The sequence below is a fragment of the Vibrio galatheae genome (genome assembly GCF_000967545.1).
In the GTDB taxonomy this organism is placed as follows: domain Bacteria; phylum Pseudomonadota; class Gammaproteobacteria; order Enterobacterales; family Vibrionaceae; genus Vibrio; species Vibrio galatheae.
Genome location: NZ_JXXV01000006.1, coordinates 81,626 through 105,821, shown reverse-complemented (window position 1 = coordinate 105,821; position 24,196 = coordinate 81,626). Strand labels below are relative to the sequence as shown.

Here is a 24,196-nt window from a genome sequence, read left to right as displayed (position 1 = left end):
CGGCCAACTATATCGCCTGTTCATGGGCGATGTACTCTTCCAGAGCCCCAAGTGGCATTGGCTTAGCGAAATAATAGCCTTGAAACACATCACAGCCCAATTGACGCAGCACGACTGCCTCTTCTGCTGACTCTACACCTTCGGCTACGGTTTCCATTCCCAAACGCTGCGCCATATCGAGCACACCAGCCAACATAGAGTAAGACTTATCATTGCTCAGCATATCCGAGACAAAGCTTTTGTCGATTTTCACCTCACAAATAGGCAGATGTTTAAGTAGGCTCAACGATGAGTAACCGGTACCAAAATCATCCAAAGAAATGCGTATCGACTGTTCTTTAAACGCACTCAATAAGCTCTTAAGTTGGTCAACGTCTTCAGCAAATACACTCTCTGTCACTTCAAGAATCAGACGTTTTGGATCAAACTGATACTTCTGCAGCAATTGTTTGACAGTCTCGACAAAGTCGTAGTCTTGTAACTGCTTAACGGAAACATTAATCGCGACGTCAATTTGTACACCAGTTTGCTTCATCAACTGGCTCATATCTGCAAGCGAGCGTTCGAGAATGAAGTCACCTAACAGCGGCATGTAACCACAATTTTCTGCCACCGCGATAAATTTATTCGGTGGGACGAAACCAAGCTCAGGGTGATTCCAGCGCAATAGTGCTTCAACACCTTTGAGTTGTCTTCGAGCGCTCACCTGTGGCTGATAAACCATAGACAATTCGTTACGCTCAATCGCTCCCTTAAGGGCGAGCTCAATTTTACTGCGCTCTAGATAATCTTGTAAGAAAACTGGATGATAGAAAGCAATGCTACTGCGGGACTGTTTCGCATGTGACATGGCTAGGTCAACATTGCGTTTCATCGCTTCACCATCAAATTCGCCACTATTGTTGATGGCAATACTGACGCTGCATGTTAGTTCAAGTTCAAGCTCTCGATAGACAAACAAAGCATTGAAGGTGTTACGCAGTCCCTGCGCTATAGCTTGCAATAGCGCTTCTTGTGTCACCTCAGTCACCACAACAAACTCATCACCATTGGAACGATATAACTTATGTTCCTCACCGACGTATCGGTTAAGTCGCTCTGCAATAAGGCGCAGCACGAAATCCCCTGTCTGGCTACCAAAGTTGTCGTTAATCACTTTAAAGCCGTCTACATTAAGGCTTAACATGCTGTAGCTAGAGCGGTGCGATATCTGTGCAAGGGTGCGATCGAGACTAAAGCGGTTTTGAATTCCGGTTAGATAGTCGTGATGAGCCTGATAGGTCAACTCTTCTTGCTTACGTTTTTCACTGGTCGCAATACTGCTGAACAGGATGAACATCACCAGTACCGCAACCAGATACAGACCAATGATTACAGGTAATTTGGCGATAAAATTGGCAAACACGACGCTATTTTTCACCTCGGTCGCGACCCAAAGACCATATTTATCAATGTACATGACGGCTGAAATAGACTGCCGAGCAGAGTTAACCAATTCATTCACCACCACATTACCGGCGGTTTTTATCTCTTGGTAAGTCAAACCTGTTTGACGTTGCAGCCTCGCTACACTCAAGTCAACGTCACTTTGGCGTATCTGGTAACGGTAAGCTTTCGCATCGTATATTTTTTCGCGCGGGGCAATTTGGAAATATCTATCCTGTTCGCGGTAGAGATAGAGGTCATATTCTTGAGCGTCATAGCTTTCACTGTCAGTACGAAAATAGTGAAAGCCGTGTTTAAGCGAAACAGAGATTGAGAGAACAAAAAGCGGTTCACCGTTCTCATCCCTGATCATTTTTCGAAACGGAATAACCAGTTCCCCTACGGCCTCGTTGTAATATGTTCGACCAACGACAGCTTCGACACTTTGCACTGTCTCTTGGAAGGTATCGCGAGTTTCAGGGCGATTGATCTGATTGTAATGACCTTTGTCACCCAAATGTGGAGCAACAATGATCGGTGTTCCATCTGGCTTATAAAGCGCAACGACCAAGATTGTACTGTCGAGTTTGACCGTGGATTCAAGGATCTTGTAGGTATGATTTTTATCGGCATAAATATCGAAGCGTGTGAGGTCTGCGCCGACAATATCCAAAATGGTTTTAAACTGGGTTAGAGAAGAATCAAACGCTCGCGCCGTTAAGCTGGTTAAGTTGGCCTGTGTTTGACCAAACTCACGATAGGTTTCTTGATATGACAGATGTACAGCACCGACGGTGATAACTGTCCAAAATAAAAGGATAAAATAGAAGGCTAACCAAATATTCTTCTTAATAAATGCCATTTAGTCCAAATCCGTGGTACCGATACAACATGTTTGCACTCTTTAAAGAGTAGTGCAAAAAAACGTCCTGCCTATGCTGAGTTCTAGGTTACTTCGTGGATGTCAGTTCCTCAAGCAATTCGTGAGAGAAAAACTATTTTGATCTTGATTTTGCTTTTAGCACTGGGCCTAAATCGTTAGATACAAAAAAGCAGCATCGATATGATACTGCTTTTTTATATGATTATTTGGTTCTAGCGCTGTTTGTTGCGAGCGTTTGGCTGCCCCGCACCCTTTTTAGGTTTGCGACGAGAAGGGTTGTTACTGCGTCCACTACCACTGCTCACTCGCTCTTCATGGCGCTTAACAGCACGACGAATCTTCTGGCTGCGCGAACGCTCGCGCTTACGAGATGAGTTGGCTTTGTTTTCATCAAGCAGCGTCTCTTTCTCTGGACGAAGCTCAACCAGCTCACGTAGGTAGTTTACCTCTTTAAGGTCCAGTTCCATCCAGCCCCCACGAGGGAGTTTCTTGTCTAGGTAGATGTCACCGTAGCGAACACGTTTCAGGCGGCTAACTGTGGTGTCTTGTGACTCCCAAAGGCGACGAACTTCACGGTTACGACCTTCGTTGATCGCTACGTAGAAAGTGTGGTTCATACCATCACCGCCTGCGTAGACAACGTCTTCAAAGCGAGCCATACCATCTTCAAGTTCAACGCCACGAACCAAGTTTTTCACTTTTTGTTCAGTCACTTCACCAAAAACACGGACTAAGTATTCACGCTCAACTTGGCGACTTGGGTGCATCAAACGGTTTGCAAGCTCACCATCTGTAGTGAATAACAACAGACCCGAAGTGTTCGCATCAAGACGACCAACTGAAATCCAGCGAGAACCACGGATTTTTGGTAGACGATCAAATACAGTACGGCGACCTTCTGGATCATGACGAGTACACAGTTCACCTTCTGGCTTGTAGTACGCAAGTACACGACAGATCACTTCTTCCTGCGCTTTAGCAGAAACAACATGACCATCGATACGCACAACTGCATTTTCATCTTCAAGTCGTTCGCCAAGCTTAGCAACGATACCGTTCACGCTCACACGACCCGCTTTAATCAAAGCTTCTAGTTCGCGTCGAGAACCGTGACCAGCTCTAGCCAATACTTTCTGTAGTTTTTCGTTCATTTATCTACCTATGTGTCGTCTTCTCAGACGTCGAATAAACAAGTGCGACCCAAAATCGCGGCCGCACATTATCGCAAAAAGTGTGGGGAAAATCACGCACTTTTGACTATTCGAATGGCGTAGGATCACCAGAACCAAGACGAGCGATCACTGGCTCATCGTCACTGAAGTCGACGACTGTGGTTGGCTGCTCTCCAAGGTAGCCACCGTTCAAGATACAATCGACGGCATGTTCTAACATATCGCGGATGTCTTCAGGATCCGCTTCCGTCGTATCTTTGCCAGGTAGAATCAGCGATGTAGACATCAAAGGTTCGCCCATCGCTTCCAACAAATCCAGTGCAATACGGTTATCTGGGACACGAATACCTATCGTTTTACGCTTTGCATTCATCAGGCGACGAGGGACTTCTTTAGTCCCTTTGAAGATAAAGGTGTATGGTCCAGGTGTATTGTTCTTCAACAAACGAAACGCCGTGTTATCGACTCGTGCATATAGCGAGAGTTCAGAAAGATCGCGACACAGCAAAGTAAAATTGTGTTTGTCATCTAAACGTCGAATCTGACAGATACGTTCTAATGCCTGTTTATTTTCAAGCTGACAACCGAGCGCATAGCCTGAATCCGTTGGGTAAACGACGACCCCACCGTTTCGAATGATTGCTACAGCCTGATTGATCAAGCGAGCCTGTGGGTTTTCTGGGTGAACGTAAAAAAACTGGCTCATTGTAATTCCTCATTATTGAGTCTCTCGACTCTATATAGTTATTGTGGGCTTGAATCAATGATAGGTGACTCTAAACCCCAAGCCTTCCATACTGGCTCAACACCCGCTGGAAGCCATAAATTCCGCCCTAGCTCCATCCACGGAGAGGGATAATGAAAGTCGCTGCCTTGAGAGGCTAATAGATTGTATTGTATAGCATAATCGGCCAAGTTGCGTCTTTCTTGTTGACCTTGCTGCGGCTGAGCCACTTCCATCGCATCGCCACCCGCTTCAACAAATGCTGCGATCAAACGCTTTAGCCACTTTGTCGTCAAGTCATAACGCGCTGGATGAGCCAACACGGCTTTTCCTCCTGCAGCGTGTATTGCCTCGACGGCTTCTTGCATCGAACACCAATTTGGTGGCACATAACCCGGATTGTTGCGAGTGAGGTACTTTTTAAATACTTGCTGCATTGTTTTGGCGTATTGGTTATCAACCAACCACTTGGCAAAGTGAGCTCGCGTGATAGGTGCGTCTCCTGCAATTAACTTAACTTCGTCCAACACCCCTTCACGGGTCGCTTTTTCAAGTCGGCTGGCAATTAACTCCGCTCTCACTTCACGATGTTGCTGCTGCTTGTGAATCAAAGCCACCAACTCGTCAGATTGTGGGTTAATGTTCAAACCGACAATATGAATGTCTTTGTTTTGCCATACGGTCGAAATTTCAATGCCATTAATTAACTTGAGTGGCAGTTCGTTTTCGGCAATATATCGATGCGCATCGTCTAGAGCGTCAACTGTGTCGTGGTCTGTTATAGCCAAAACATCAAGTTGAAAGCCAAGCGCCCTATCAATTAGTTCGTTTGTCTCGAGCCTTCCATCTGAAGCTGTAGTGTGACTATGTAGATCAATTCTCATAATTTCATTTTTTTAGTTGACTTTTTACCTCTGCACTAGTTAACTAGTACACAAATATGCAGTACCTGACTTAAGGCTCACTATGTTACAAGACATTAACCAAAACCATAAAGCAAAAGTTGTTGGCGGCGATAGCAATTATCGTTCAGCTGATCTTGCTTGGTGGCGCACTTGGACAAGTTCTTGGTGGGCTAACGTGTACTTTTAATTTATAGAAATCATGTTTCCAAGCCCGCTACTAAAGCGGGCTTTTTTGTTTTGTAATCTGCCTCACACTTAAGTGCTTAAACAATGGTCAAATTTAACCAAAACCAGATTGGGTGACCGTTTTCTTTATGCGACTATGTACAGCAGCAAGTAAAAATTTCAGAGATAATAGGAGGTCTTGTGAACAAGGCCATTGAAATAAAAAAACTAGGCAAGGTCGAGTTAATTCGAACTCAAGCCCCTTATGCGCAGGATCCAACACAACTGTTCCATACGTTGTGCGAAAACAAAACCGATAGCCTGCTACTGGAATCTGCAGAAATTGATTCTAAGCAAGACCTTCAGAGTCTACTGATTGTCGATTCAGCTGTGCGTATCATCTGCTTTGGTCACACAGTGACAATGACCGCGCTGACCGATAACGGTAAAAACTTGCTGACTCATCTGACAAACAATGTCCATCCAAACATTCGCCATTCCTTTGATGGAAGTGAATTGGTGCTTGACTACCCTGCGCCTTGCGAAACATTGGATGAAGATTCTCGCCTACGTGAAGCCTCATCTTTTGATGCCTTGCGTTTGGTGCAACACAGCTTTGATATCTCAGGGCAAGATAAACACGCGGTTTTCTTAGGTGGTTTGTTCGCTTACGACTTAGTCGCCAATTTCGAACCGCTTGGTGATGCAAAGGCCACTAACCAGTGCCCAGATTACGTATTCTACGTAGCTGAAACCCTACTGGTTGTTGACCATCAGACAGAATCGTGTCAGTTACAAGCGACGTTGTTTGGCGACGACAGCGAAAAAACCGTACTCAACCATCGCATTGCGGAAATCAGCTCGCAGTGCGCGGCGCCAAAACCATTACCGAGTGCAACAAAAGTAGCCGATCTTACAGTACAACCTAGCGTATCGGATGATGACTTCTGTCAGATCGTGCGCGACCTGAAGCAATATGTCGTAAAAGGTGATGTGTTCCAAGTGGTGCCTTCGCGTCGCTTTACACTACCATGCCCTTCGCCGCTGGCGGCATACAAAGAACTGAAACAGAGCAACCCAAGCCCTTACATGTTCTACATGCAAGATGAGCTGTTTACGTTGTTTGGCGCCTCGCCAGAAAGTGCCCTTAAGTATGAAACACAAACCAATCAAGTGGAAATCTACCCAATCGCAGGGACTCGCCGACGCGGTAAACGCCCAAGTGGAGAAATTGATTTTGATCTGGATAGCCGTATCGAACTTGAACTGCGTACCGATAAAAAAGAGAACGCTGAGCACATGATGCTGGTCGACCTGGCGCGCAACGATGTTGCGCGTATTTCACAAGCTGGTACCCGTCACGTTGCAGATTTATTAAAAGTGGATCGCTATAGTCATGTCATGCACCTCGTCTCTCGCGTTGTCGGACAGTTGCGCGAAGACCTCGATGCACTGCACGCTTACCAAGCCTGTATGAATATGGGTACGTTAACTGGTGCGCCTAAGATTCGCGCAATGCAATTAATTCGAGATGTTGAAGGAGCCCGTCGTGGCAGCTATGGCGGTGCGGTCGGTTATCTAACTGGTGAAGGTACGCTCGATACCTGTATTGTCATTCGTTCAGCGTATGTTGAAAACGGAGTTGCACAAGTCCAAGCTGGTGCGGGTGTTGTGTTCGATTCGGATCCTCAAGCAGAAGCGGACGAAACGCGCGGTAAAGCTCAAGCCGTAATCTCTGCTATTCAAGCGGCACATAAGGAGTAGCACGAGATGGCTAATATCATATTTATCGATAACTTTGATTCATTTACCTACAACCTTGTTGACCAATTTCGTTCACTCGGCCATCAGGTCACCATCTACCGTAACAACATTGACGCAAAGATGATTGAATCGACGGTCGCTGAGCTCACTAACCCAGTCGTGCTGCTTTCTCCTGGACCAGGTGCACCATCAGAAGCGGGTTCGATGCCAGAGATCATTCAACGCCTAAAAAGCAAGGTACCAATGATCGGTATTTGTCTTGGTCATCAAGCCATTGTTGAAGCCTATGGCGGCACCGTGGCAGGTGCAGGGGAAATTATTCATGGTAAAGTTTCGATGATGGAACATCAGAACCACGCAATCTATGCCAATCTCCCCTCTCCGCTGGCAATAGCTCGCTATCACTCATTGGTGGCAACTCAGGTGCCTTCGTCATTGACAGTCACTGCTGAAGTCGATGGATTAGTTATGTCCGTGGTGCAAGAACAAGACAAAGTGTGTGGTTTTCAATTCCATCCTGAATCGATTATGACGACTTACGGTGCAACATTACTCGCCAATGCTATTGAGTGGGCTGTAGAGAACAACGACTAATAAGGGACAAGGTCATGGAACAAATTATTAATAAGCTTTACGCACAAGAGTCACTCAGCCAACAAGAAAGCCAGCAACTTTTCGATATAATTATTCGAGGCGAGTTAGATCCCATTTTGATGGCGTCAGCGTTAACTGCCTTAAAAATTAAGGGCGAAACACCTGACGAGATTGCAGGTGCAGCCAAAGCACTGCTGGCGAACGCCAATCCATTCCCGCGTCCTGACTACGATTTCGCCGACATTGTTGGCACAGGTGGTGACGGTCACAACACCATCAACATTTCAACCACAGCAGCATTTGTTGCAGCCGCTTGTGGACTCAAAGTCGCCAAGCATGGCAACCGCAGTGTATCAAGTAAATCAGGTTCTTCTGATCTGCTCGACTCATTCGGCATCAATCTAGCAATGAGCGCGGAAGATACGCGTAAAGCAGTGGATGATATTGGCGTCGCCTTCTTATTTGCCCCTCAATACCACACTGGTGTTCGTCATGCGATGCCTGTTCGTCAGACAATGAAAACCCGCACCATTTTCAACATTCTCGGGCCATTGATTAACCCTGCGCGTCCGAACATTGAACTGATGGGTGTCTACAGCGAAGAACTGGTTCGCCCAATTGCAGAAACCATGCTACAAATGGGCATGAAACGCGCCGCAGTTGTTCACGGTAGTGGCTTGGACGAAGTCGCGATTCATGGTGCAACCACGGTAGCGGAAATTAAAGATGGCCAGATCAGCGAATACACGCTGACTCCAGAAGATTTCGGTCTTGAAACCCATCCGCTTGAAGCAATCAAAGGTGGCGACCCGCAAGAGAACAAAGCAATCATCACCGACATTCTTACTGGCAAAGGCAGCGATGCACAATTAGGCGCAGTTGCGGTCAATGTTGCTCTGCTGATGCGATTGTTTGGCCATGAAGATCTCAAAGCCAACACACAGCAAGCTATTGATGCGATGAATTCGGGCAAAGCGTACCAGTTGGTACAACAACTTGCTCAGCACGCTTAAGGAATAAATCAAGATGACAGACCTCAACAGTCAGCAAGCAGACAACCTGTCTGAACACGTTTCTAAGCAAGAAGCCCAAATGGCCGAAGTACTGGCAAAGATCGTTCGTGATAAATATCAATGGGTTGATGAGCGTAAAGCATCACAACCGTTAAGCACATTTCAGTCGGAACTGATGCCATCTGATCGCAGCTTTTATGATGCACTGAGTGGTGACAAAACCGTATTCATCACCGAGTGTAAAAAGGCTTCCCCATCGAAAGGGCTGATCCGTGACCACTTTGACTTGGATTACATCGCATCAGTCTACAACAATCATGCGGATGCTATTTCCGTCCTGACCGACGAGAAATACTTCCAAGGTAATTTTGATTTTCTGCCTCAGGTGCGTAATCAAGTCAAACAGCCAGTATTGTGCAAAGATTTTATGGTCGATGCTTATCAAGTTTACCTTGCGCGTCACTACAGTGCAGATGCGATACTTTTGATGCTGTCAGTGCTAAATGATGAAGAGTACAAAGTATTAGAACAAGCGGCACACAGCCTGAACATGGGTATTCTGACCGAAGTCAGCAATGAAGAAGAGCTTCATCGTGCGGTTAAACTGGGCGCGCGCGTTATTGGTATCAATAACCGCAACCTGCGAGACCTAAGTACAGACTTAAACCGCACCAAACAGCTGGCCCCAACCATTCGTCAGCTTGCCCCAGACGCAACGATTATCTCGGAATCTGGTATCTATACCCACCAGCAAGTGAGAGATCTAGCGGAATTTGCCGACGGGTTTCTGATTGGTAGCTCGCTGATGGCAGAAAAAAATTTAGAACTCGCAGTGCGCAAAGTGACCTTGGGCGAGAACAAAGTGTGCGGCTTGACCCAAGCAGAAGATGCTGCGAAAGCCTATCAAGCTGGAGCGGTGTTTGGTGGATTGATCTTTGTTGAGCAGTCGCCACGCTTTGTGTCAGCAGAAGAAGCTCGACTGACCATGAGCGGCGCACCGCTTAAATATGTGGGTGTGTTCCAAAACCAAACCTTAGAGCAAATTACGGCTACCGTCAGTGAACTTGGTCTGTCTGCCGTTCAACTGCACGGCAACGAGGATCAACCGTTTGTCGACTCACTAAAGGCACAATTGCCAGCCGATGTCGAAATCTGGAAAGCGTACGGCGTGAGTGAACATGTACCATCACTGATTGAAAACAATATTGACCGTCATTTACTCGATACCAAAGTTGGCTCTCAAGTTGGTGGCACAGGCTTAGTGTTTGATTGGTCGTTAATAGCTGACCCATCAAAAGTGATGCTGGCAGGGGGCATTACCCCCTACAACGCGCAAAAAGCCGCAGCTCAGGGCTGCTTAGGATTAGACCTCAACTCGGGCGTCGAGCACTCCCCGGGGAAGAAAGATGGACAAAAGCTAGAGCAAGCTTTTGCCGCAATCAGAAATTATTAAGTATTTCAGTAGCGCGGATTGAACGCGCTCTAAACGATAGGAATTTTAACATGGCGAAACTTGATGCCTACTTCGGCGAATACGGCGGCCAGTACGTCCCGCAAATTCTCGTGCCCGCGCTAGAGCAATTAGAGCAAGCGTTTATTGATGCGCAACAAGATCCTGAATTTCGTAGCGAATTCATGACTCTGCTGCAAGAGTACGCAGGACGTCCTACCGCACTAACGCTTACACGTAACCTGACAAAAGGCACCAAAACCAAACTCTACCTCAAACGTGAAGATCTCCTTCACGGCGGCGCGCACAAAACCAATCAAGTATTGGGTCAAGCGCTGCTTGCAAAACGCATGGGTAAGAAAGAAATCATCGCCGAAACTGGCGCTGGTCAGCATGGCGTGGCAACGGCGCTAGCATGTGCTCTACTCGGTCTTAAATGCCGCGTTTACATGGGTGCCAAAGACGTCGAACGTCAAAGCCCGAACGTGTTTCGCATGAAACTGATGGGCGCAGAAGTGATTCCGGTACATTCAGGTTCAGCCACCCTGAAAGACGCCTGTAACGAAGCGCTACGCGATTGGTCTGCCAGCTACGAAGATGCTCACTACCTATTGGGGACAGCTGCGGGTCCACACCCATTCCCAACTATCGTGCGTGAATTCCAACACATGATCGGTGAAGAGACCAAGAATCAAATCTTGGCTCGCGAAGGTCGCCTGCCAGATGCAGTGATCGCTTGTGTCGGTGGCGGTTCAAACGCGATTGGTATGTTTGCAGACTTCATCGAAGAAGAAAATGTACGTTTAATTGGCGTCGAGCCGGCCGGTAAAGGCATCGATACTGACCAACACGGTGCTCCACTGAAACACGGAAAAACCGGCATCTTCTTTGGTATGAAAGCCCCACTAATGCAAGATGAGAATGGTCAGGTTGAAGAGTCTTACTCGGTATCTGCTGGACTCGACTTCCCTTCGGTGGGCCCTCAGCATGCGTACTTAAACTCAATTGGCCGAGCAGAGTATGACAGCGTTACCGATGATGAGGCACTCGAAGCCTTCCAAGAAATCGCCCGTAGCGAAGGTATTATTGCTGCGCTGGAATCTTCTCACGCTCTGGCACACGCACTGCGTATGGCTCGTGAGAACCCTGAAAAAGAACAGCTGCTAGTCGTTAACCTATCTGGTCGTGGTGACAAAGACATCTTCACTGTTCACGACATTCTAGAACAAAAAGGAGTGATCTAATGAGCCATTATGAGAAGATGTTTACACGCCTAAACGAGAAAAACCAAGGCGCATTTGTACCCTTTGTGACGGTTTGCGATCCAAACCCAGAGCAATCATACAACATCCTGGAAACGCTTGTTGAATCTGGCGCGGATGCGCTGGAACTTGGCATTCCATTCTCGGATCCACTGGCCGATGGCCCGACTATCCAAGGTGCCAATATTCGTGCGCTTGATTCGGGGGCCACACCCGATATCTGTTTTGAGCAAATTGCTAAGATCCGTGCCAAGTACCCTGAGCTACCTATCGGATTGCTGATGTACGCTAACTTAGTCTACTCACGCGGAATCGAGAGCTTCTACGAGCGCTGCGCGAACGCAGGCATAGATTCAGTGCTGATTGCGGATGTTCCTACCAATGAAAGTAGCGAGTTCGTCGCAGCAGCAGAAAAATTTGGTGTTCATCCGATTTTTATCGCCCCGCCGACCGCAAGCGATGAAACACTCAAGCAAGTTTCTGAGCTGGGCGGCGGCTACACTTATCTTCTTTCACGCGCGGGGGTTACTGGTGCTGAAACCAAAGCCAACATGCCAGTTGATCATATGTTAGAGAAGCTAAGCCAATTTAATGCTCCACCAGCACTGCTTGGTTTTGGTATCTCTGAGCCTGCGCAGGTAAAACAAGCGATTGAAGCGGGCGCTGCAGGTGCAATATCTGGCTCTGCCGTGGTCAAAATCATTGAAGAAAATGTCGACCAGCCACAGACCATGCTTGATAAGTTGAGTGACTTTGTTTCTGCGATGAAAGCCGCGACACAGAAATAATCCTCGCAACTCAATAAAAAAGCGCCCGTTCATTCACTGAGCGGACGCTTTGCTTTAGTACAAGCCTATAGATTTGCGCAGACTGATTTTAATGAGGACGTCATCGAAAACTCGGAATAGTGCGCAGTACTTATAAAAGATAATCCGTAAAACTAGCGGCTTACTCTAGTGGCAAAATATCATTTAGATAGATTAGTAACTGGCGCTTGAGCTGTTTCCAACTCAGATTTCAACTCGCGCTTTAAGATTTTACCTGTCGCACTCAATGGCAGTTGAGCACGAATTTCAACAAAGCGTGGGTACTTAAATGCCGCTAACTGCGAGCTGCCCCACCTCTGTAATTCCATGGCCTCAATATCTTGATCAGGTTTAAGAACAACGTAGGCCTTAATTTCTTCACCATATTCCTCGTTAGGAATACCGATAACGGCGACCATAGCAACCGCAGGATGCGTCATAAACACTTCTTCTATCTCACGTGGATAGACATTAAATCCACCACGAATAATCAGATCTTTCATACGGTCAACGATAAATAAGTTACCTTTTTCATCAAAACGACCCACATCACCAGTATGGAACCAGTCATTAACTATCGCGGCTTCTGTTGCGTCTGGACGATCAAGGTAGCCCTTCATCACGTTGTGACCACGAACGATAATTTCACCCTCTTGCCCGGTAGGACAAACATCCCCTTCTGGGTCAACCACCTTAACCTCAACGCCCTGAATAGGCTGACCGACTGATCCAGGAATTCTTTCTTGGTCCAGATGATTAAAACAGACGATTGGACTGGTTTCCGAAAGGCCGTAGCCTTCCAAAATGGGGACATTGAATTTGTCTTCGAACGCCCTAAATACTTCCGTAGGCAGAGGAGAACCACCACTAACCGCCAAACGAAGCGAAGAAATATCATTGCTGTGTTCAGCGTGCAGCAAACCAATATACATAGTCGGAACGCCAGCAAATAACGTCACTTTGTGCTTTTCGATAAGTTCCAGAATCAGCTTAGGTTCAAACCTTGGCACCAAAACCAGTGTCGCGCCAATTAACACACTGGCATTTAGGTGCACGGTCTGACCAAAAGTGTGGAACAGAGGCAAAGTGACCAAATGAACATCATCCGCCTGACTCATCATGATGTTTTGCGACACCAACGCATTCATAATGATGTTTTGCTGTGTTAGTTCAGCGCCTTTTGGTAGTCCTGTGGTCCCTGATGTGTAGAGGATTACACAGGTGTCATCCGCATTACGTGGAGCATAGTCAACCAGCGGTTCGACCTCATGAATAAAAGCGCTCAAAGTAGCCTGACCAGAATAATCAAACTGGGCTTGGTCTAATGTCATGACGATCATTTGTTTACAACTTTCCACTTGTTTAAAAGCAGCAAGCCCCTCTTTCGCCATTGGCAACTCAGGGCTGCCTTCAAAGCAAAAGTAAAATTTGGCCTTTGAATCTTCCAAGTGATACTTAATTTCACGTGCTTTCAATAACACATTTAATGGCACAGCAACCGCTCCCGCTTTTTGAATCGCAAAGAAGACCAGTGGAAACTGTGGTGTATTCGGGCAAGACAGAGCCACTCTGTCGCCCGGCTTAACGCCATGTTGGATCAGCGAAGCAGCAATTTTGCTTACCATGACATCGAATTGAGCGTAGGTGAGTTGCAAATCACCACATATTAGCGCGACCTTGTTGGGTTTGCTGATTGCATTTCGCTGCAACGCAGCGGCTAGATTCATCATGTTCAGTCACCTATTTGTTGTTATGGCTTATTTCTCATTGTCATCAGTTCAAAGTCGACCAACGACTTGTTTTTATGTCACTTAAAATTAACATTTAATTTACATGCACATCATCAGTACAAATGTAAAAAATTTCACATTTGGTATGTCGGGTTGTAGAAATGTGAACTTATAGCTACTTTAATCGCAATTCGTGATCAAAGCGCACGGACTCAAGCGCAACATTTACATTACAAACCACCATTGACTTATTCGCACCTAACCTCATTCATTACTTTTATCACGCAGCGAAAATATCCCCTCCAACCCTCAAGCAAACGTTTGCTATCGAGCAAAAAATTGCCACTCGTCAATGAAAATGCATATTTTTGCCTCGTTCCTAGGCTGCTCGTATTGCCAATTGTAAAAATTAAGTGTAAAAAGCGAGTCAGAATTATACTCCAACATACTTTTATGTAGTGGCATGTAATTCTAGGAATTTAAAATTAGTTAGCACAGAGGTTATGGAAGTGTTAAAAGAAAAGAGTTTACTAAGCAACATCGGTGTTCAGGTCGTGATTGCCATGATCGTCGGTACTGCCGTGGGTGCCATGATGGGTAACGAAGCGACTGTGTTCGCTCCATTGGGCGCAATTTTTATTAACCTAATCAAGATGCTGGTCATTCCGTTGGTGGCCGTTGCACTGATCTCTGGTGCAGCAGGTCTAGGCAATAGTCAGTCAGCAGGTAAAGTTGGTTTCACAACACTCGCCTACTTCGGCCTAACCTCTGCACTGGCTGTTGCATTAGCGCTACTTATGGGTGAAGTATTCAAACCAGGCATGGGTATCGACGTTACCGGCGTTGAAGGCATGTTCTCAGCAGAATACGCTTCAAAAGGTGAACTACCTACTTTCTGGGCAACCATCACTGGTATGATCCCAACCAACGTTTTCCAATCATTGAACGAAGCAAACATTCTACAAATCTTAGTGTTCTGTATGTTCTTCGGCATCGCTATCTCTAAGCAAGCGAAAGAACGCCGTGAACCGATTATCAACGGTGTAAACTGCATTGTTGATGCTATGGTTTGGATGATCAATAAAGTAATGGTCATTGCGCCAATTGGTGTTTTCGGCCTAATGGCAGAAGCAGTGGGAACATTTGGCTTTGGTGCACTTATGGTGGTGTTTAAGCTGTTCGTTGTCTACGTTGCGGCCATTCTAATCTTTGGCTTTATTGCTTACCCACTGATGGTGCATATCTTCACTAAAACGTCGGCGAAGAAGTTCCTTGTTGCAATGAAGAAACCGCAAGCTGTTGCGCTTTCAACTGCGTCATCAATGGCAACACTACCAGTAACAATGGACACAGTTGAGCACGATTTGGGCGTAAGAAACTCAACCGCTTCTTTCGTTCTTCCTCTTGGTGCGACCATTAATATGTCGGGTAACGCAATTTACTACGGCCTAGTCGCTATCTTCTTTGCCCAGTTGTTCAATATCGACCTAGGTATGGGTGCATACATTGCGATCATCATCACTTCAACACTTGGTGCCGTGGGTCAAGCGGGTGTTCCTGGTCCTTCATTCCTAGTTGTTGCGGTCTTGCTAGCGGCTGGTATTCCAATCGAAGGTCTTCCACTTCTTTTTGCCCTTGACCGAATCTTCGATATGATTCGTACGGCGCTCAACATTACGGGTGATGCGGCTTGTGCAGTGATTGTTGATTCATTAATTGAAGAAGAAGAGCAACAAGCTGAGCTAGAAAAACAGCAAGCATAATTGTTGAAAGCATGAAACTTAAGCCACTCAATCGAGTGGCTTTTTGTTTTCTTCCGACGGCTACATTGATTTAAATTGCAGCTCGACCAAACGCTGATATAACTCGCAGCTTTGCATCAGAGAAGCGTGATCACCAACATCAACAAGTTGTCCGTGATCCAAAACTGCTATCTTATCCGCGTGCTTAATGGTTGAGAGTCGATGAGCGATGATAATCGTCGTTCTACCTCGCATCAACTCTTCTAAAGCTTGCTGTACATGGTGCTCACTTTCACTGTCTAGAGCACTGGTCGCTTCATCAAGCAGCAATATATTCGGGTCTTTCAAAATCGCCCGAGCAATAGCAATTCGCTGTCTTTGCCCGCCGGATAAACGAACCCCTCGCTCGCCTAAGAAGCTTTTGTACCCTTGCGGCAAGTTAACAATAAAGTCATGCGCATGTGCCTTTTTAGCGGCCTCAATCACCTGATCGTCACTGGCCTCGGGATTGCCATAACGAATATTGTGTAATACGTCATTGCTAAATAAGGCGGGCTGCTGAGGGACAAGCGCCATTTGGCCGCGAAGTTGTTGCGGATCAAACGCTTTAATATCGACGTCGCCGAGCGTTACACTGCCTTGCTGAGGATCGTAAAAACGTTGCAATAGTTCAAACAAAGTCGTTTTCCCCGCGCCAGAAGGCCCGACCAAAGCGAGGATTTTGCCCTCTTCTGCAACCAGATTAAGCGCTTGTATTGCTGGCTGATCTGGCCGCGAAGGATAATGAAATGAGACGTCTTTGAACGCGACTTGGGCGGCAACTTGGTGGCTATCTTGGTAGCAAACATCAGGAGCAGTAATGTGACTTTTTACCTGCAGAATTTCAATCAAGCGTTCTGTTGCACCAGCAGCGCGCTGTAGCTCGCCCATTACCTCAGAGATGGTCGCTAAGGATGAAGCCACCATAATGGCATAGAAAACAAAGGCCGCTAGGTCACCTGCTGACATCACACCGTTAATGACGTCGCTTCCACCGACCCACAGCATGCCTGAAATCGCGCTGAAAACGATGACGATCACACCCGAAATCAATATTGCACGTTGCAGTACTCGCTTGCGCCCAATCTCGTATGCCCGCTCAACTTGATTGGCAAAATATTGCTTTTCTTGCGTTTCTCGGCTGTAACTTTGAACGGTTTTGATATGTTCAATTGCCTCACCAGCATAGCTTCCCACATCCGCCATTGAATCTTGGCTCTGGCGAGACAGGGCGCGTACCCGACGGCCATAAAACAGAATCGGGACCAAAATAAATGGCACTGAAGCCAATACAATAAGCGTGAGTTTAATATTGGTGGCAAACAGCATGATGATCGCACCAATGCACATTAAAGCACTGCGCATCGCCATCGAAAATGAAGAGCCGATAATACTTTGCAGCAGGGTGGTATCTGTGGTGATGCGCGACATAATATCGCCGCTGCCATTGGTTTCGAAATAGCTTGGATGCAAGGTCACAATATGGTTAAACACCGCAAGCCGAATGTCTGCGCTGACCCGCTCCCCAACTGAAGAAACGAGATAAAAACGGAAAAACGTGCCAATAGAAATCAACAAGGTGATCAGTAAAATAAATCCGATCGCGCTACTGAGCTGTTGAACAGATTGTTGTGCGAAACCTTGGTCAATTAGAATTCTCACCCCTTGTCCAACCGACAAGGTTAACGACGCAGTCGCGATTAGCGCTACTAATGCTGCTAACACTTTCAGCTGGTAAGGCTTAATAAACTTCACCAGCTCAAACAAGATCGCGAGGCTCTTACGCTTAACATCTTGTTCTGGTGGAGTATTTTGTTCGCTTGATGATGACATCGTCATACTTATTCCTTGGGGAAAATGCAAGATGTAAACCGTATACTGCTCAGTTATCGGAGTTTAGTGTACAAATAGCAACTCCTTAATTCACGAAATACAAAAAAGCCTGACCGAAGTCAGGCTTTGCAAACTGAGTCAGCTTTCAATTATAAGAAGTGTAAAGTGGCATTGAAAGACAAGTTTTTCACATCATCTTCTTTCATGTTGAAGACATTGTAGCTTGCACCTAGTGACAGAGGACCAGCGACAAAGTACTCAACACCAACACCGTACATCATATCAATTTCGTCTTCTTTGAAATTTGATCCTGTTAACTCATACGAGTGCAAACCACCTTTCGCGTATACGTGAAGAGGACCAAAATCAAGACTCGGTTTAACGGCAAAGTAAACCGCAGAACCTTCAAGTTGACCAGTGTAGTTTCCGTACGTGATATTGTCGAAGTCACCAAAGTTTTGGTAACCCGCCTCTAGACCGATAATAGGTAGAATTCCTGTACCAACGTGGGCGTTGTATGAAGTGGATGAATCGCCGCCTAAATCCGCTTGACCTACACTCGCGCTGCCGTAGATCCAAGAATCAGCTGACGCTGTCGCAGATGCGCCAATTAGAGCTAGCGCTAGTAGTGTCTTTTTCATAGTAAACCTTCTCTTGTTTCAAGGTGGAGGAACTCAGCTGGCAAGTCCCTGCCGTATTTGTCAAATCTCTGACCGATGTATTCTATTATGCAAGTAGCATACCTAACATGCATCAATCGCCATTTTAACGCGTTTGTCTGATACCGGATACGGTGTACCGAGTTGTTGGGCAAAATAACTAACACGCAGCTCTTCAATCATCCAGCGCACTTCTTTTACATTGTCTGGAATCACAACGCCTTTCGGGATCTTGTTGAGCAGTTCTTTGTAATCGTTAGTTACCGATTCGATTTTGAGCATATGCAAGCGATCTTTATTCGGGTCGATTGGCAGTTTTTCCATGCGACGTTCAATCGCTCTCATATAGCGCAAGATATCTGGGAGGCGCTTCCAACCGCACTCGGTCGCAAACCCTTTGAAAATCAAACCTTCAATTTGCGCCTTAATGTCGGATAGGGCGAATGCCATAGTAAAATCGATTTTGCCTTTGAGCTTTTTATTGATGTTAAAAGCAGTGGTCAGGATTGTCTCGACTTGCTGAGCAATTTCTACCACAGTGTCACCTAATTCGGCACGAACATGCTCTTTAAGCAGTTCGAACTGTTCTGGTTGCCAGACTATACCACCCTTCTGTTCGATAAGCTTATCGACGCCACAAGCGATACAGTCGTCGATCAAATCAAGCACTTTACCGTAAGGATTGAAGTACAAACCGAGCTTAGACTTGTTCGGCAAGTTCGAGTGCAAATACTTAATCGGCGAAGGTACATTGAGCAAAATAAGGCGACGCTGACCGGCTTTCATTGCCGAAACTTGTTCGTGCTCGGTTTCGTACAACTTGATTTCAACACTGTCTTTGCCATCTACAATGGCGGGATACGCTTTGACATCATAGCCACCGCGCTTTTGCTGATACACTTTCGGCAACTCGCCAAAGCTCCATGTATGCAGACCTTGCTGCTCAATATCGTCATCGGCCACTTTTGACAAGGTTTCTTGTACCTTGTCTTTTAAACTTTCCTTCAACTCATGCAGATCACGATGTTCTTTGAGTTTACGATTTCGATGGTCGACTGCGCGGAAGGTCACTTTCAAGTGATCAGGCACTTGTTCTAGATTCCAATCGTCACGCAAAACTTCAACACCTGTCATACGACGTAGCTCTTTTTCAAGCGAGTCGAGCAATGGTGCTTCCATCGCGGTAGTGCGCGCTAAGAATGCATCGGCGTAATTTGGCGCTGGCACAAAGTTTTTACGAATGGTTTTCGGCAGCGACTTAATCAAGCTCACCACCAGCTCGTGACGTAATCCTGGGATTTGCCAATCAAAACCCGCCGCTTCCACTTGATTTAAGATTGGCAGTGGCAAGTGTACGGTGACGCCGTCACTATCATCTCCGGGTTCAAACTGATAACTCAGTTTAAGTTTGAGACCATTTTGGTGCCAAAAATTCGGATAATCGAGATCGGTAACATGGCTAGCGTCGCCTTTGAACAGCATCTCTTTTTCAAAGTTAAGTAGCTCAGGGCTCTCTTTCGCTGCCTTTTTCCACCAAGTATCAAAATGTTTGCCAGAGACAACTTCAGTGCCGACCCTTTGATCGTAGAAATCAAACAATTCATCATCATCGACCAGAATATCGCGGCGACGAGATTTATGTTCCAGCTCTTCCACTTCTTGCAATAACTTACGGTTTTGCTTAAAGAAGGCGTGCTTTGTTTCCCACTCACCTTCTACCAAGGCGCTGCGGATAAAGATCTCTCGACTGACGGTGGCGTCGATACTGCCATAGTTGACCAGACGCTTAGGCACGATAGGTACCCCGTAAAGCATCACTTTTTCATGAGCCATGACAGCAGATCGTTTTTTCGACCAGTGTGGTTCACTGTAGCTACGTTTGATCAGGTGTTTAGCCAGTGGTTCAATCCATTCAGGCTGAATTTTGGCGATGATACGCCCCCACAGCTTGGAGGTTTCAACCAGTTCAGCAGACATGATCCACTTAGGCTGCTTTTTGAATAGTCCCGATGCAGGGAAAATATGGAAACGTGCATTGCGCGCGCCTTGATATTCATTCTTCTCCTGATCTTTCATGCCGATATGCGACAGCAGACCGACTAAGATAGCACTGTGAACACCTTGGTAGCTCGCCGGTTCCTCATTGAGTTTAAAGTCCATTTCACGCATTGCTTGATGAACTTGGAAATAGACGTCCTGCCATTCTCGAACACGTAAATAATTCAAATAATCTTGTTTGCACTGTTTACGGAACTGATTACCTGACAGGCTCTTTTGCTGCTTCTGGATATAATCCCAAAGATTAACAAAGGTTAAGAAGTCAGACTCTTCGTGGAAGAAGCGGCGGTGCTTATCATCAGAAGACTGCTGCTTGTCACTCGGACGCTCACGTGGGTCTTGAATTGAAAGTGCCGACGCAATGATCATCAGCTCTTTCAACGCACCATACTTAGGCGCTTCGAGCACCATACGTGCCAAACGAGGGTCGATCGGCAATCTTGCCAATTGACGCCCAGTCGATGTTAAGCGCTTTTTAGGATCTTTCGCGTTCTCGTTAATGGCTCCCAACTCTTCAAGTAACCTTACACCGTCTTGGATATTGCGTTTATCTGGCGCTTCAACAAACGGGAAGGCTTCAATATCACCAAGACCAAGCGCCGTCATCTGCAAAATAACCGAAGCTAAGTTGGTACGCAGAATTTCGGGATCGGTAAACTCAGGACGCGCGTTAAAGTCATCCTCAGAGTAAAGGCGAATACAGATCCCCTCTTCGACACGACCACAACGTCCTTTACGTTGATTGGCACTAGCCTGAGAGACAGGTTCTATAGGCAGGCGTTGAACTTTGGTGCGGTAGCTATAACGGCTAATTCGGGCGGTACCTGGATCAATGACGTATTTGATCCCCGGTACCGTCAGTGAGGTTTCTGCGACGTTGGTTGCCAACACGATACGACGCCCAGCATGGGGCTGAAAGATTTTATTCTGTTCGCCAGCGGACAAACGCGCGTATAGTGGCACAATTTCAGTGCTCTTGAGGTTACGCTTTGCCAACGCATCAGCGGTGTCGCGAATCTCACGTTCACCGTTCATAAAGATCAGAATATCACCCAGACCTTCATCGCACAGTTCATCAACCGCTTCAAAAATGCCTTCTAGCTGATCACGATCGCCATCATCTTCGCCACTCAATGGTCGATAGCGAGTTTCAACCGGATAAGTTCGACCCGACACCTCAATGATAGGCGCATTATTAAAGTGCTTTGAGAAGCGCTCAGGATCTATGGTCGCCGAGGTAATGATAATTTTGAGATCGGGACGACGAGGAAGCAGTTCTTTCAAATAGCCGAGAATAAAATCGATGTTTAAGCTACGTTCGTGCGCTTCATCGATAATAATCGTGTCATATTGATTGAGGTAACGGTCATGTTGGATCTCGGCTAACAGGATACCGTCTGTCATCAGTTTGATATGGGTATTTTCAGAGATTTGGTCATTAAAGCGAACCTTATAGCCCACGTACTCACCCAGCTTGGTTTCCATCTCTTCCGCGATGCGATTTGCCACCGAACGAGCTGCTAAGCGACGCGGCTGAGTATGACCAATAAGACCAAATTTACCACGTCCTAACTCGGCACAAATCTTAGGTAACTGAGTGGTTTTACCCGAGCCAGTTTCACCCGCGACGATCACAACTTGGTTTTGTTCAATTGCCTGTGCAATATCGTCTTTCTTCTGGCTAACGGGTAGCAGCTCTGGGTACTCTATGCAAGGTGTGTAGCTAGCACGCTGCTCGGCATCCATCATAGATTTTGCTATATCGAGAGCGATTTCATCGAAAACAGCATTGCGAGCGGCTTCTTTTTTAATTTTATTTGCCCCTGAAATGCGTTTACTCAGACGAAATCTGTCTTTCAACATACATTGATTCAGCGCCTTACGAAGCGAAGCCGCACTATTGGCCTGCACTTGGCTATCCGCTGCGTTTGATTTATCTGGCTGTGACGAAGTCAAAGCGATTCCTATTCTTTACAAAATTTAAAACGCGCGAATTGTATCACAGAAATCGCAGATAGCATGAGTTCGAGGCGCTTTATTTATCCATCTCAAAGGCTTGCGCAGCTTGCTCTCAGCTAGGTAATGACAAGCTTAGAATTGATTGTCGAACTGAGTAATAGAATGAAAAAGAGCGGCGAATTGCCGCTCATAATGGATGGATTAGAAATCGATTTGTAAGTAAACAGTATTGTAGTTACTGCCACCTTTTATGCGTCCATATTGCGAAGCACTCTCGAAAATAGCACTGCGATGGTGAATCGAGTATCCAAGCCACATTTTATCTAAGTCTCGATTGTTGAAAAGGTCACCGATGTTGATATCAAAAGAGAAATCGAGATAGTTAAGTAAGTGACTTGGCGTGTAGCCCTTTTCTTTCATTTCTTCATTTTCGATGTAAGTCATACTGTCGATATAAGACATCCCTTCTGCCACACCAAAACGCCACTTCGTCGGCCAATTTATGGTGTAGTAAGCCTTAATTGCGGCGATGTACTCGGTTGCTGCCGACTGAACATCAGAAGACCAATGATGGACAATGCCCGGAGTAAAGTAGATATCTAAAGGGATGCCAAACAGCTCGTCCGTGAGTGGGTGACCATAAAACAGCGAGGTCATCTGGTTGTTATAGGGATCTTTTTCGCTCTGCAAACCAATAATGTCACCAATATTGGATGGCGTAGCCCAGCCATGTGCAACCCTGAAATATCGCTTGTTGGTTAGCTCAGATTTCGGCGCTTTAGTTTTGTCGTTGAACAGACCAAAGCCAAGATAAAACTCAGCTTGGTAACGCTCGTTAACAGCCGATGAATGGAAGGCGTTGTCGTCAAGACGCGTTACACTCGTGGCGCCCAGTAAGTAAAGATTTTGGTAGACATGATAACGCGCTTTAACACCAAGATTCGCATCCACGCCAGCCCCGATATTCTGACCAGTATAATCAGCAAAGGCGTAGTACTCACTGTTAAAGTCCGCATCCTTGTACCTTAAAGTCGCGTGAGGCTCAAGCTCCCAATCGCCAAACTCATATTGAGCTTGCACGGTCAAGTTGGCATGAAAACGCAAATCCTTGTCGCTCATCAGCTCAGTATCTAGCCACCACTGGTCATCGAGTTTGTATTTAAACTGAGCACCCACATCGACAGTATCACCTTGATTGGCATTTTGAATTTCAGCAGGGATATCGACAAAACGCAACCTCGTAAGCGCATTGAATTCAAACGTTTCATCGTCGCTTTGGTATAGGTGCACACCGCCTTCGATGCCGTTGATAAACAGATGTTCGCCTTCAAAATAAATTACGGGAACAAAAGTACTCACCGATTGATCATCTGAATTGGTATTGAAAGGAATGGTTGCCGAACGATAGACTGCGGCAAGTCCCCAATTTTTTTCTCCGCGGTCAGGCTTTTGCTCTGCGCTTAGCGAGGTTGATGTGACACCACTGACGAGTATCGCTAGCGCCGACAAATGTTTATTCGTTATCATTTTTTGTCCAAAAGTGACTAAAGCACTCAAAAACTAACCATTTATAACAGTTATTACTTATGTTTCTTGGTCATTCGTCGTTAAAATATCTAGATATGGTCTCTTAAAACGAATAATTGTGAAAGCCTCTGAACTAAAAAGATTAATTGAATCGTTACCTGCGGACAGTGACCCAGATATTGTCACAGGTGAGTCTTGGCTGCCTGAACGTTTACTCGAAGCCAAACTCGATGGTGAGATGTTGTTCCTCTCGTTCGATTCCGCACCGGAAGAAACGCAAGGTGAAGAGGAAGGACGGGGATTTGTCGAACATGAAGTATCCATGATTCGACACCGTTTAGAGCAGTTGATAGAAGAACGCTCAGATACCAAAACCAAAGCTGACGCCATGCTGGCGCTGTTTTTAATGGGGCACGAACTTTCTAGCTCGGATGTGATCGAAATATTGGAAGATCCCCAAGTTCCAGAGCCACCAACCGAGTAGAG

At 46.2% G+C, this 24,196-nt stretch carries 18 protein-coding genes and 1 other annotated feature; of the genes, 9 read left to right on the top strand and 9 right to left on the bottom strand.

Features of this window, described 5'->3' with window-relative positions; genetic code table 11:
* Positions 1-7: 7 nt before the first annotated feature.
* The 4 genes from TW81_RS02460 to rnm form a co-directional block, all read right to left on the bottom strand.
* Entirely contained in the window at positions 8-2,287 is a 2,280-nt protein-coding gene (locus TW81_RS02460; protein WP_045954140.1) for a bifunctional diguanylate cyclase/phosphodiesterase, read from the bottom strand.
* 233 nt (positions 2,288-2,520) lie between these two features.
* Positions 2,521-3,459 (bottom strand): 23S rRNA pseudouridine(2605) synthase RluB, encoded by a 939-nt coding sequence (rluB, locus tag TW81_RS02455; RefSeq protein ID WP_045954139.1) that lies wholly within the window; start codon positions 3,457-3,459, stop codon positions 2,521-2,523.
* A gap of 106 nt (positions 3,460-3,565) precedes the next feature.
* A complete protein-coding gene (locus TW81_RS02450; protein WP_045954138.1) occupies positions 3,566-4,186 on the bottom strand; it encodes an L-threonylcarbamoyladenylate synthase in 621 nt (206 codons plus the stop codon).
* 38 nt (positions 4,187-4,224) lie between these two features.
* Positions 4,225-5,088 (bottom strand): RNase RNM, encoded by an 864-nt coding sequence (gene rnm, locus TW81_RS02445; protein ID WP_045954137.1) that lies wholly within the window; start codon positions 5,086-5,088, stop codon positions 4,225-4,227.
* Between the two features lie 82 nt (positions 5,089-5,170).
* Here rnm and trpL2 point away from each other — a divergent pair, with 82 nt between their 5' ends.
* The 7 genes from trpL2 to trpA all read left to right on the top strand — a co-directional run bounded on the left by trpL2 (position 5,171) and on the right by trpA (position 12,145).
* Complete coding sequence (trpL2, locus tag TW81_RS02440; RefSeq protein ID WP_045954136.1) at positions 5,171-5,296, top strand: tryptophan operon leader peptide; 126 nt, start codon at positions 5,171-5,173, stop codon at positions 5,294-5,296.
* Positions 5,243-5,345: a sequence feature (Trp leader region), on the top strand. (Overlaps the previous gene by 54 nt.)
* Positions 5,346-5,475: 130 nt before the next feature.
* Entirely contained in the window at positions 5,476-7,038 is a 1,563-nt protein-coding gene (locus tag TW81_RS02435; RefSeq protein WP_045954135.1) for an anthranilate synthase component 1, read from the top strand.
* Positions 7,039-7,044: 6 nt separating this feature from the next.
* Complete coding sequence (locus TW81_RS02430) at positions 7,045-7,632, top strand: aminodeoxychorismate/anthranilate synthase component II (RefSeq protein WP_045954134.1); 588 nt, start codon at positions 7,045-7,047, stop codon at positions 7,630-7,632.
* 14 nt (positions 7,633-7,646) lie between these two features.
* A complete protein-coding gene (gene trpD / locus TW81_RS02425; RefSeq protein ID WP_045954133.1) occupies positions 7,647-8,645 on the top strand; it encodes an anthranilate phosphoribosyltransferase in 999 nt (332 codons plus the stop codon).
* A 13-nt stretch (positions 8,646-8,658) separates the two neighbouring features.
* Positions 8,659-10,098 (top strand): bifunctional indole-3-glycerol-phosphate synthase TrpC/phosphoribosylanthranilate isomerase TrpF, encoded by a 1,440-nt coding sequence (gene trpCF, locus TW81_RS02420; RefSeq protein ID WP_045954132.1) that lies wholly within the window; start codon positions 8,659-8,661, stop codon positions 10,096-10,098.
* Positions 10,099-10,148: 50 nt separating this feature from the next.
* Positions 10,149-11,339, top strand: coding sequence for a tryptophan synthase subunit beta (gene trpB / locus TW81_RS02415; RefSeq protein ID WP_045954131.1), 1,191 nt, complete (start codon positions 10,149-10,151; stop codon positions 11,337-11,339).
* The gene (gene trpA, locus TW81_RS02410; protein ID WP_045954130.1) at positions 11,339-12,145 is read left to right on the top strand and encodes a tryptophan synthase subunit alpha; all 807 of its coding nucleotides are present in this window, start codon (positions 11,339-11,341) and stop codon (positions 12,143-12,145) included. Before trpB ends, trpA begins: the two co-directional genes overlap by 1 nt.
* A 179-nt stretch (positions 12,146-12,324) precedes the next feature.
* On the opposite strand, the gene TW81_RS02405 is transcribed toward trpA, so the two are convergent.
* On the bottom strand, positions 12,325-13,893 hold the full coding sequence (locus tag TW81_RS02405) for a long-chain-fatty-acid--CoA ligase (protein ID WP_045954129.1): 1,569 nt from the start codon (positions 13,891-13,893) through the stop codon (positions 12,325-12,327).
* 503 nt (positions 13,894-14,396) lie between these two features.
* On the opposite strand from TW81_RS02405, the gene TW81_RS02400 reads away from it, so the two are divergent.
* Complete coding sequence (locus TW81_RS02400; RefSeq protein ID WP_045954128.1) at positions 14,397-15,656, top strand: dicarboxylate/amino acid:cation symporter; 1,260 nt, start codon at positions 14,397-14,399, stop codon at positions 15,654-15,656.
* Between the two features lie 60 nt (positions 15,657-15,716).
* Here the strand turns inward: TW81_RS02400 and TW81_RS02395 are convergent, their stop codons facing one another.
* The 4 genes from TW81_RS02395 to TW81_RS02380 all read right to left on the bottom strand — a co-directional run bounded on the left by TW81_RS02395 (position 15,717) and on the right by TW81_RS02380 (position 23,710).
* Positions 15,717-17,513 (bottom strand): ABC transporter ATP-binding protein/permease, encoded by a 1,797-nt coding sequence (locus tag TW81_RS02395; RefSeq protein WP_045954127.1) that lies wholly within the window; start codon positions 17,511-17,513, stop codon positions 15,717-15,719.
* A 143-nt stretch (positions 17,514-17,656) separates the two neighbouring features.
* Positions 17,657-18,148, bottom strand: coding sequence for a porin family protein (locus tag TW81_RS02390; protein ID WP_045954126.1), 492 nt, complete (start codon positions 18,146-18,148; stop codon positions 17,657-17,659).
* Between the two features lie 102 nt (positions 18,149-18,250).
* The gene (gene hrpA / locus TW81_RS02385; protein WP_084715788.1) at positions 18,251-22,180 is read right to left on the bottom strand and encodes an ATP-dependent RNA helicase HrpA; all 3,930 of its coding nucleotides are present in this window, start codon (positions 22,178-22,180) and stop codon (positions 18,251-18,253) included.
* 204 nt (positions 22,181-22,384) lie between these two features.
* A complete protein-coding gene (locus TW81_RS02380; RefSeq protein WP_045954125.1) occupies positions 22,385-23,710 on the bottom strand; it encodes a MipA/OmpV family protein in 1,326 nt (441 codons plus the stop codon).
* A gap of 118 nt (positions 23,711-23,828) precedes the next feature.
* Here TW81_RS02380 and TW81_RS02375 point away from each other — a divergent pair, with 118 nt between their 5' ends.
* Positions 23,829-24,194 carry a VC1380 family protein gene (locus tag TW81_RS02375; RefSeq protein WP_045954124.1) on the top strand — a complete coding sequence of 122 codons (366 nt, stop codon included), beginning with the start codon at positions 23,829-23,831 and terminating at the stop codon, positions 24,192-24,194.
* Positions 24,195-24,196 lie beyond the last annotated feature (2 nt).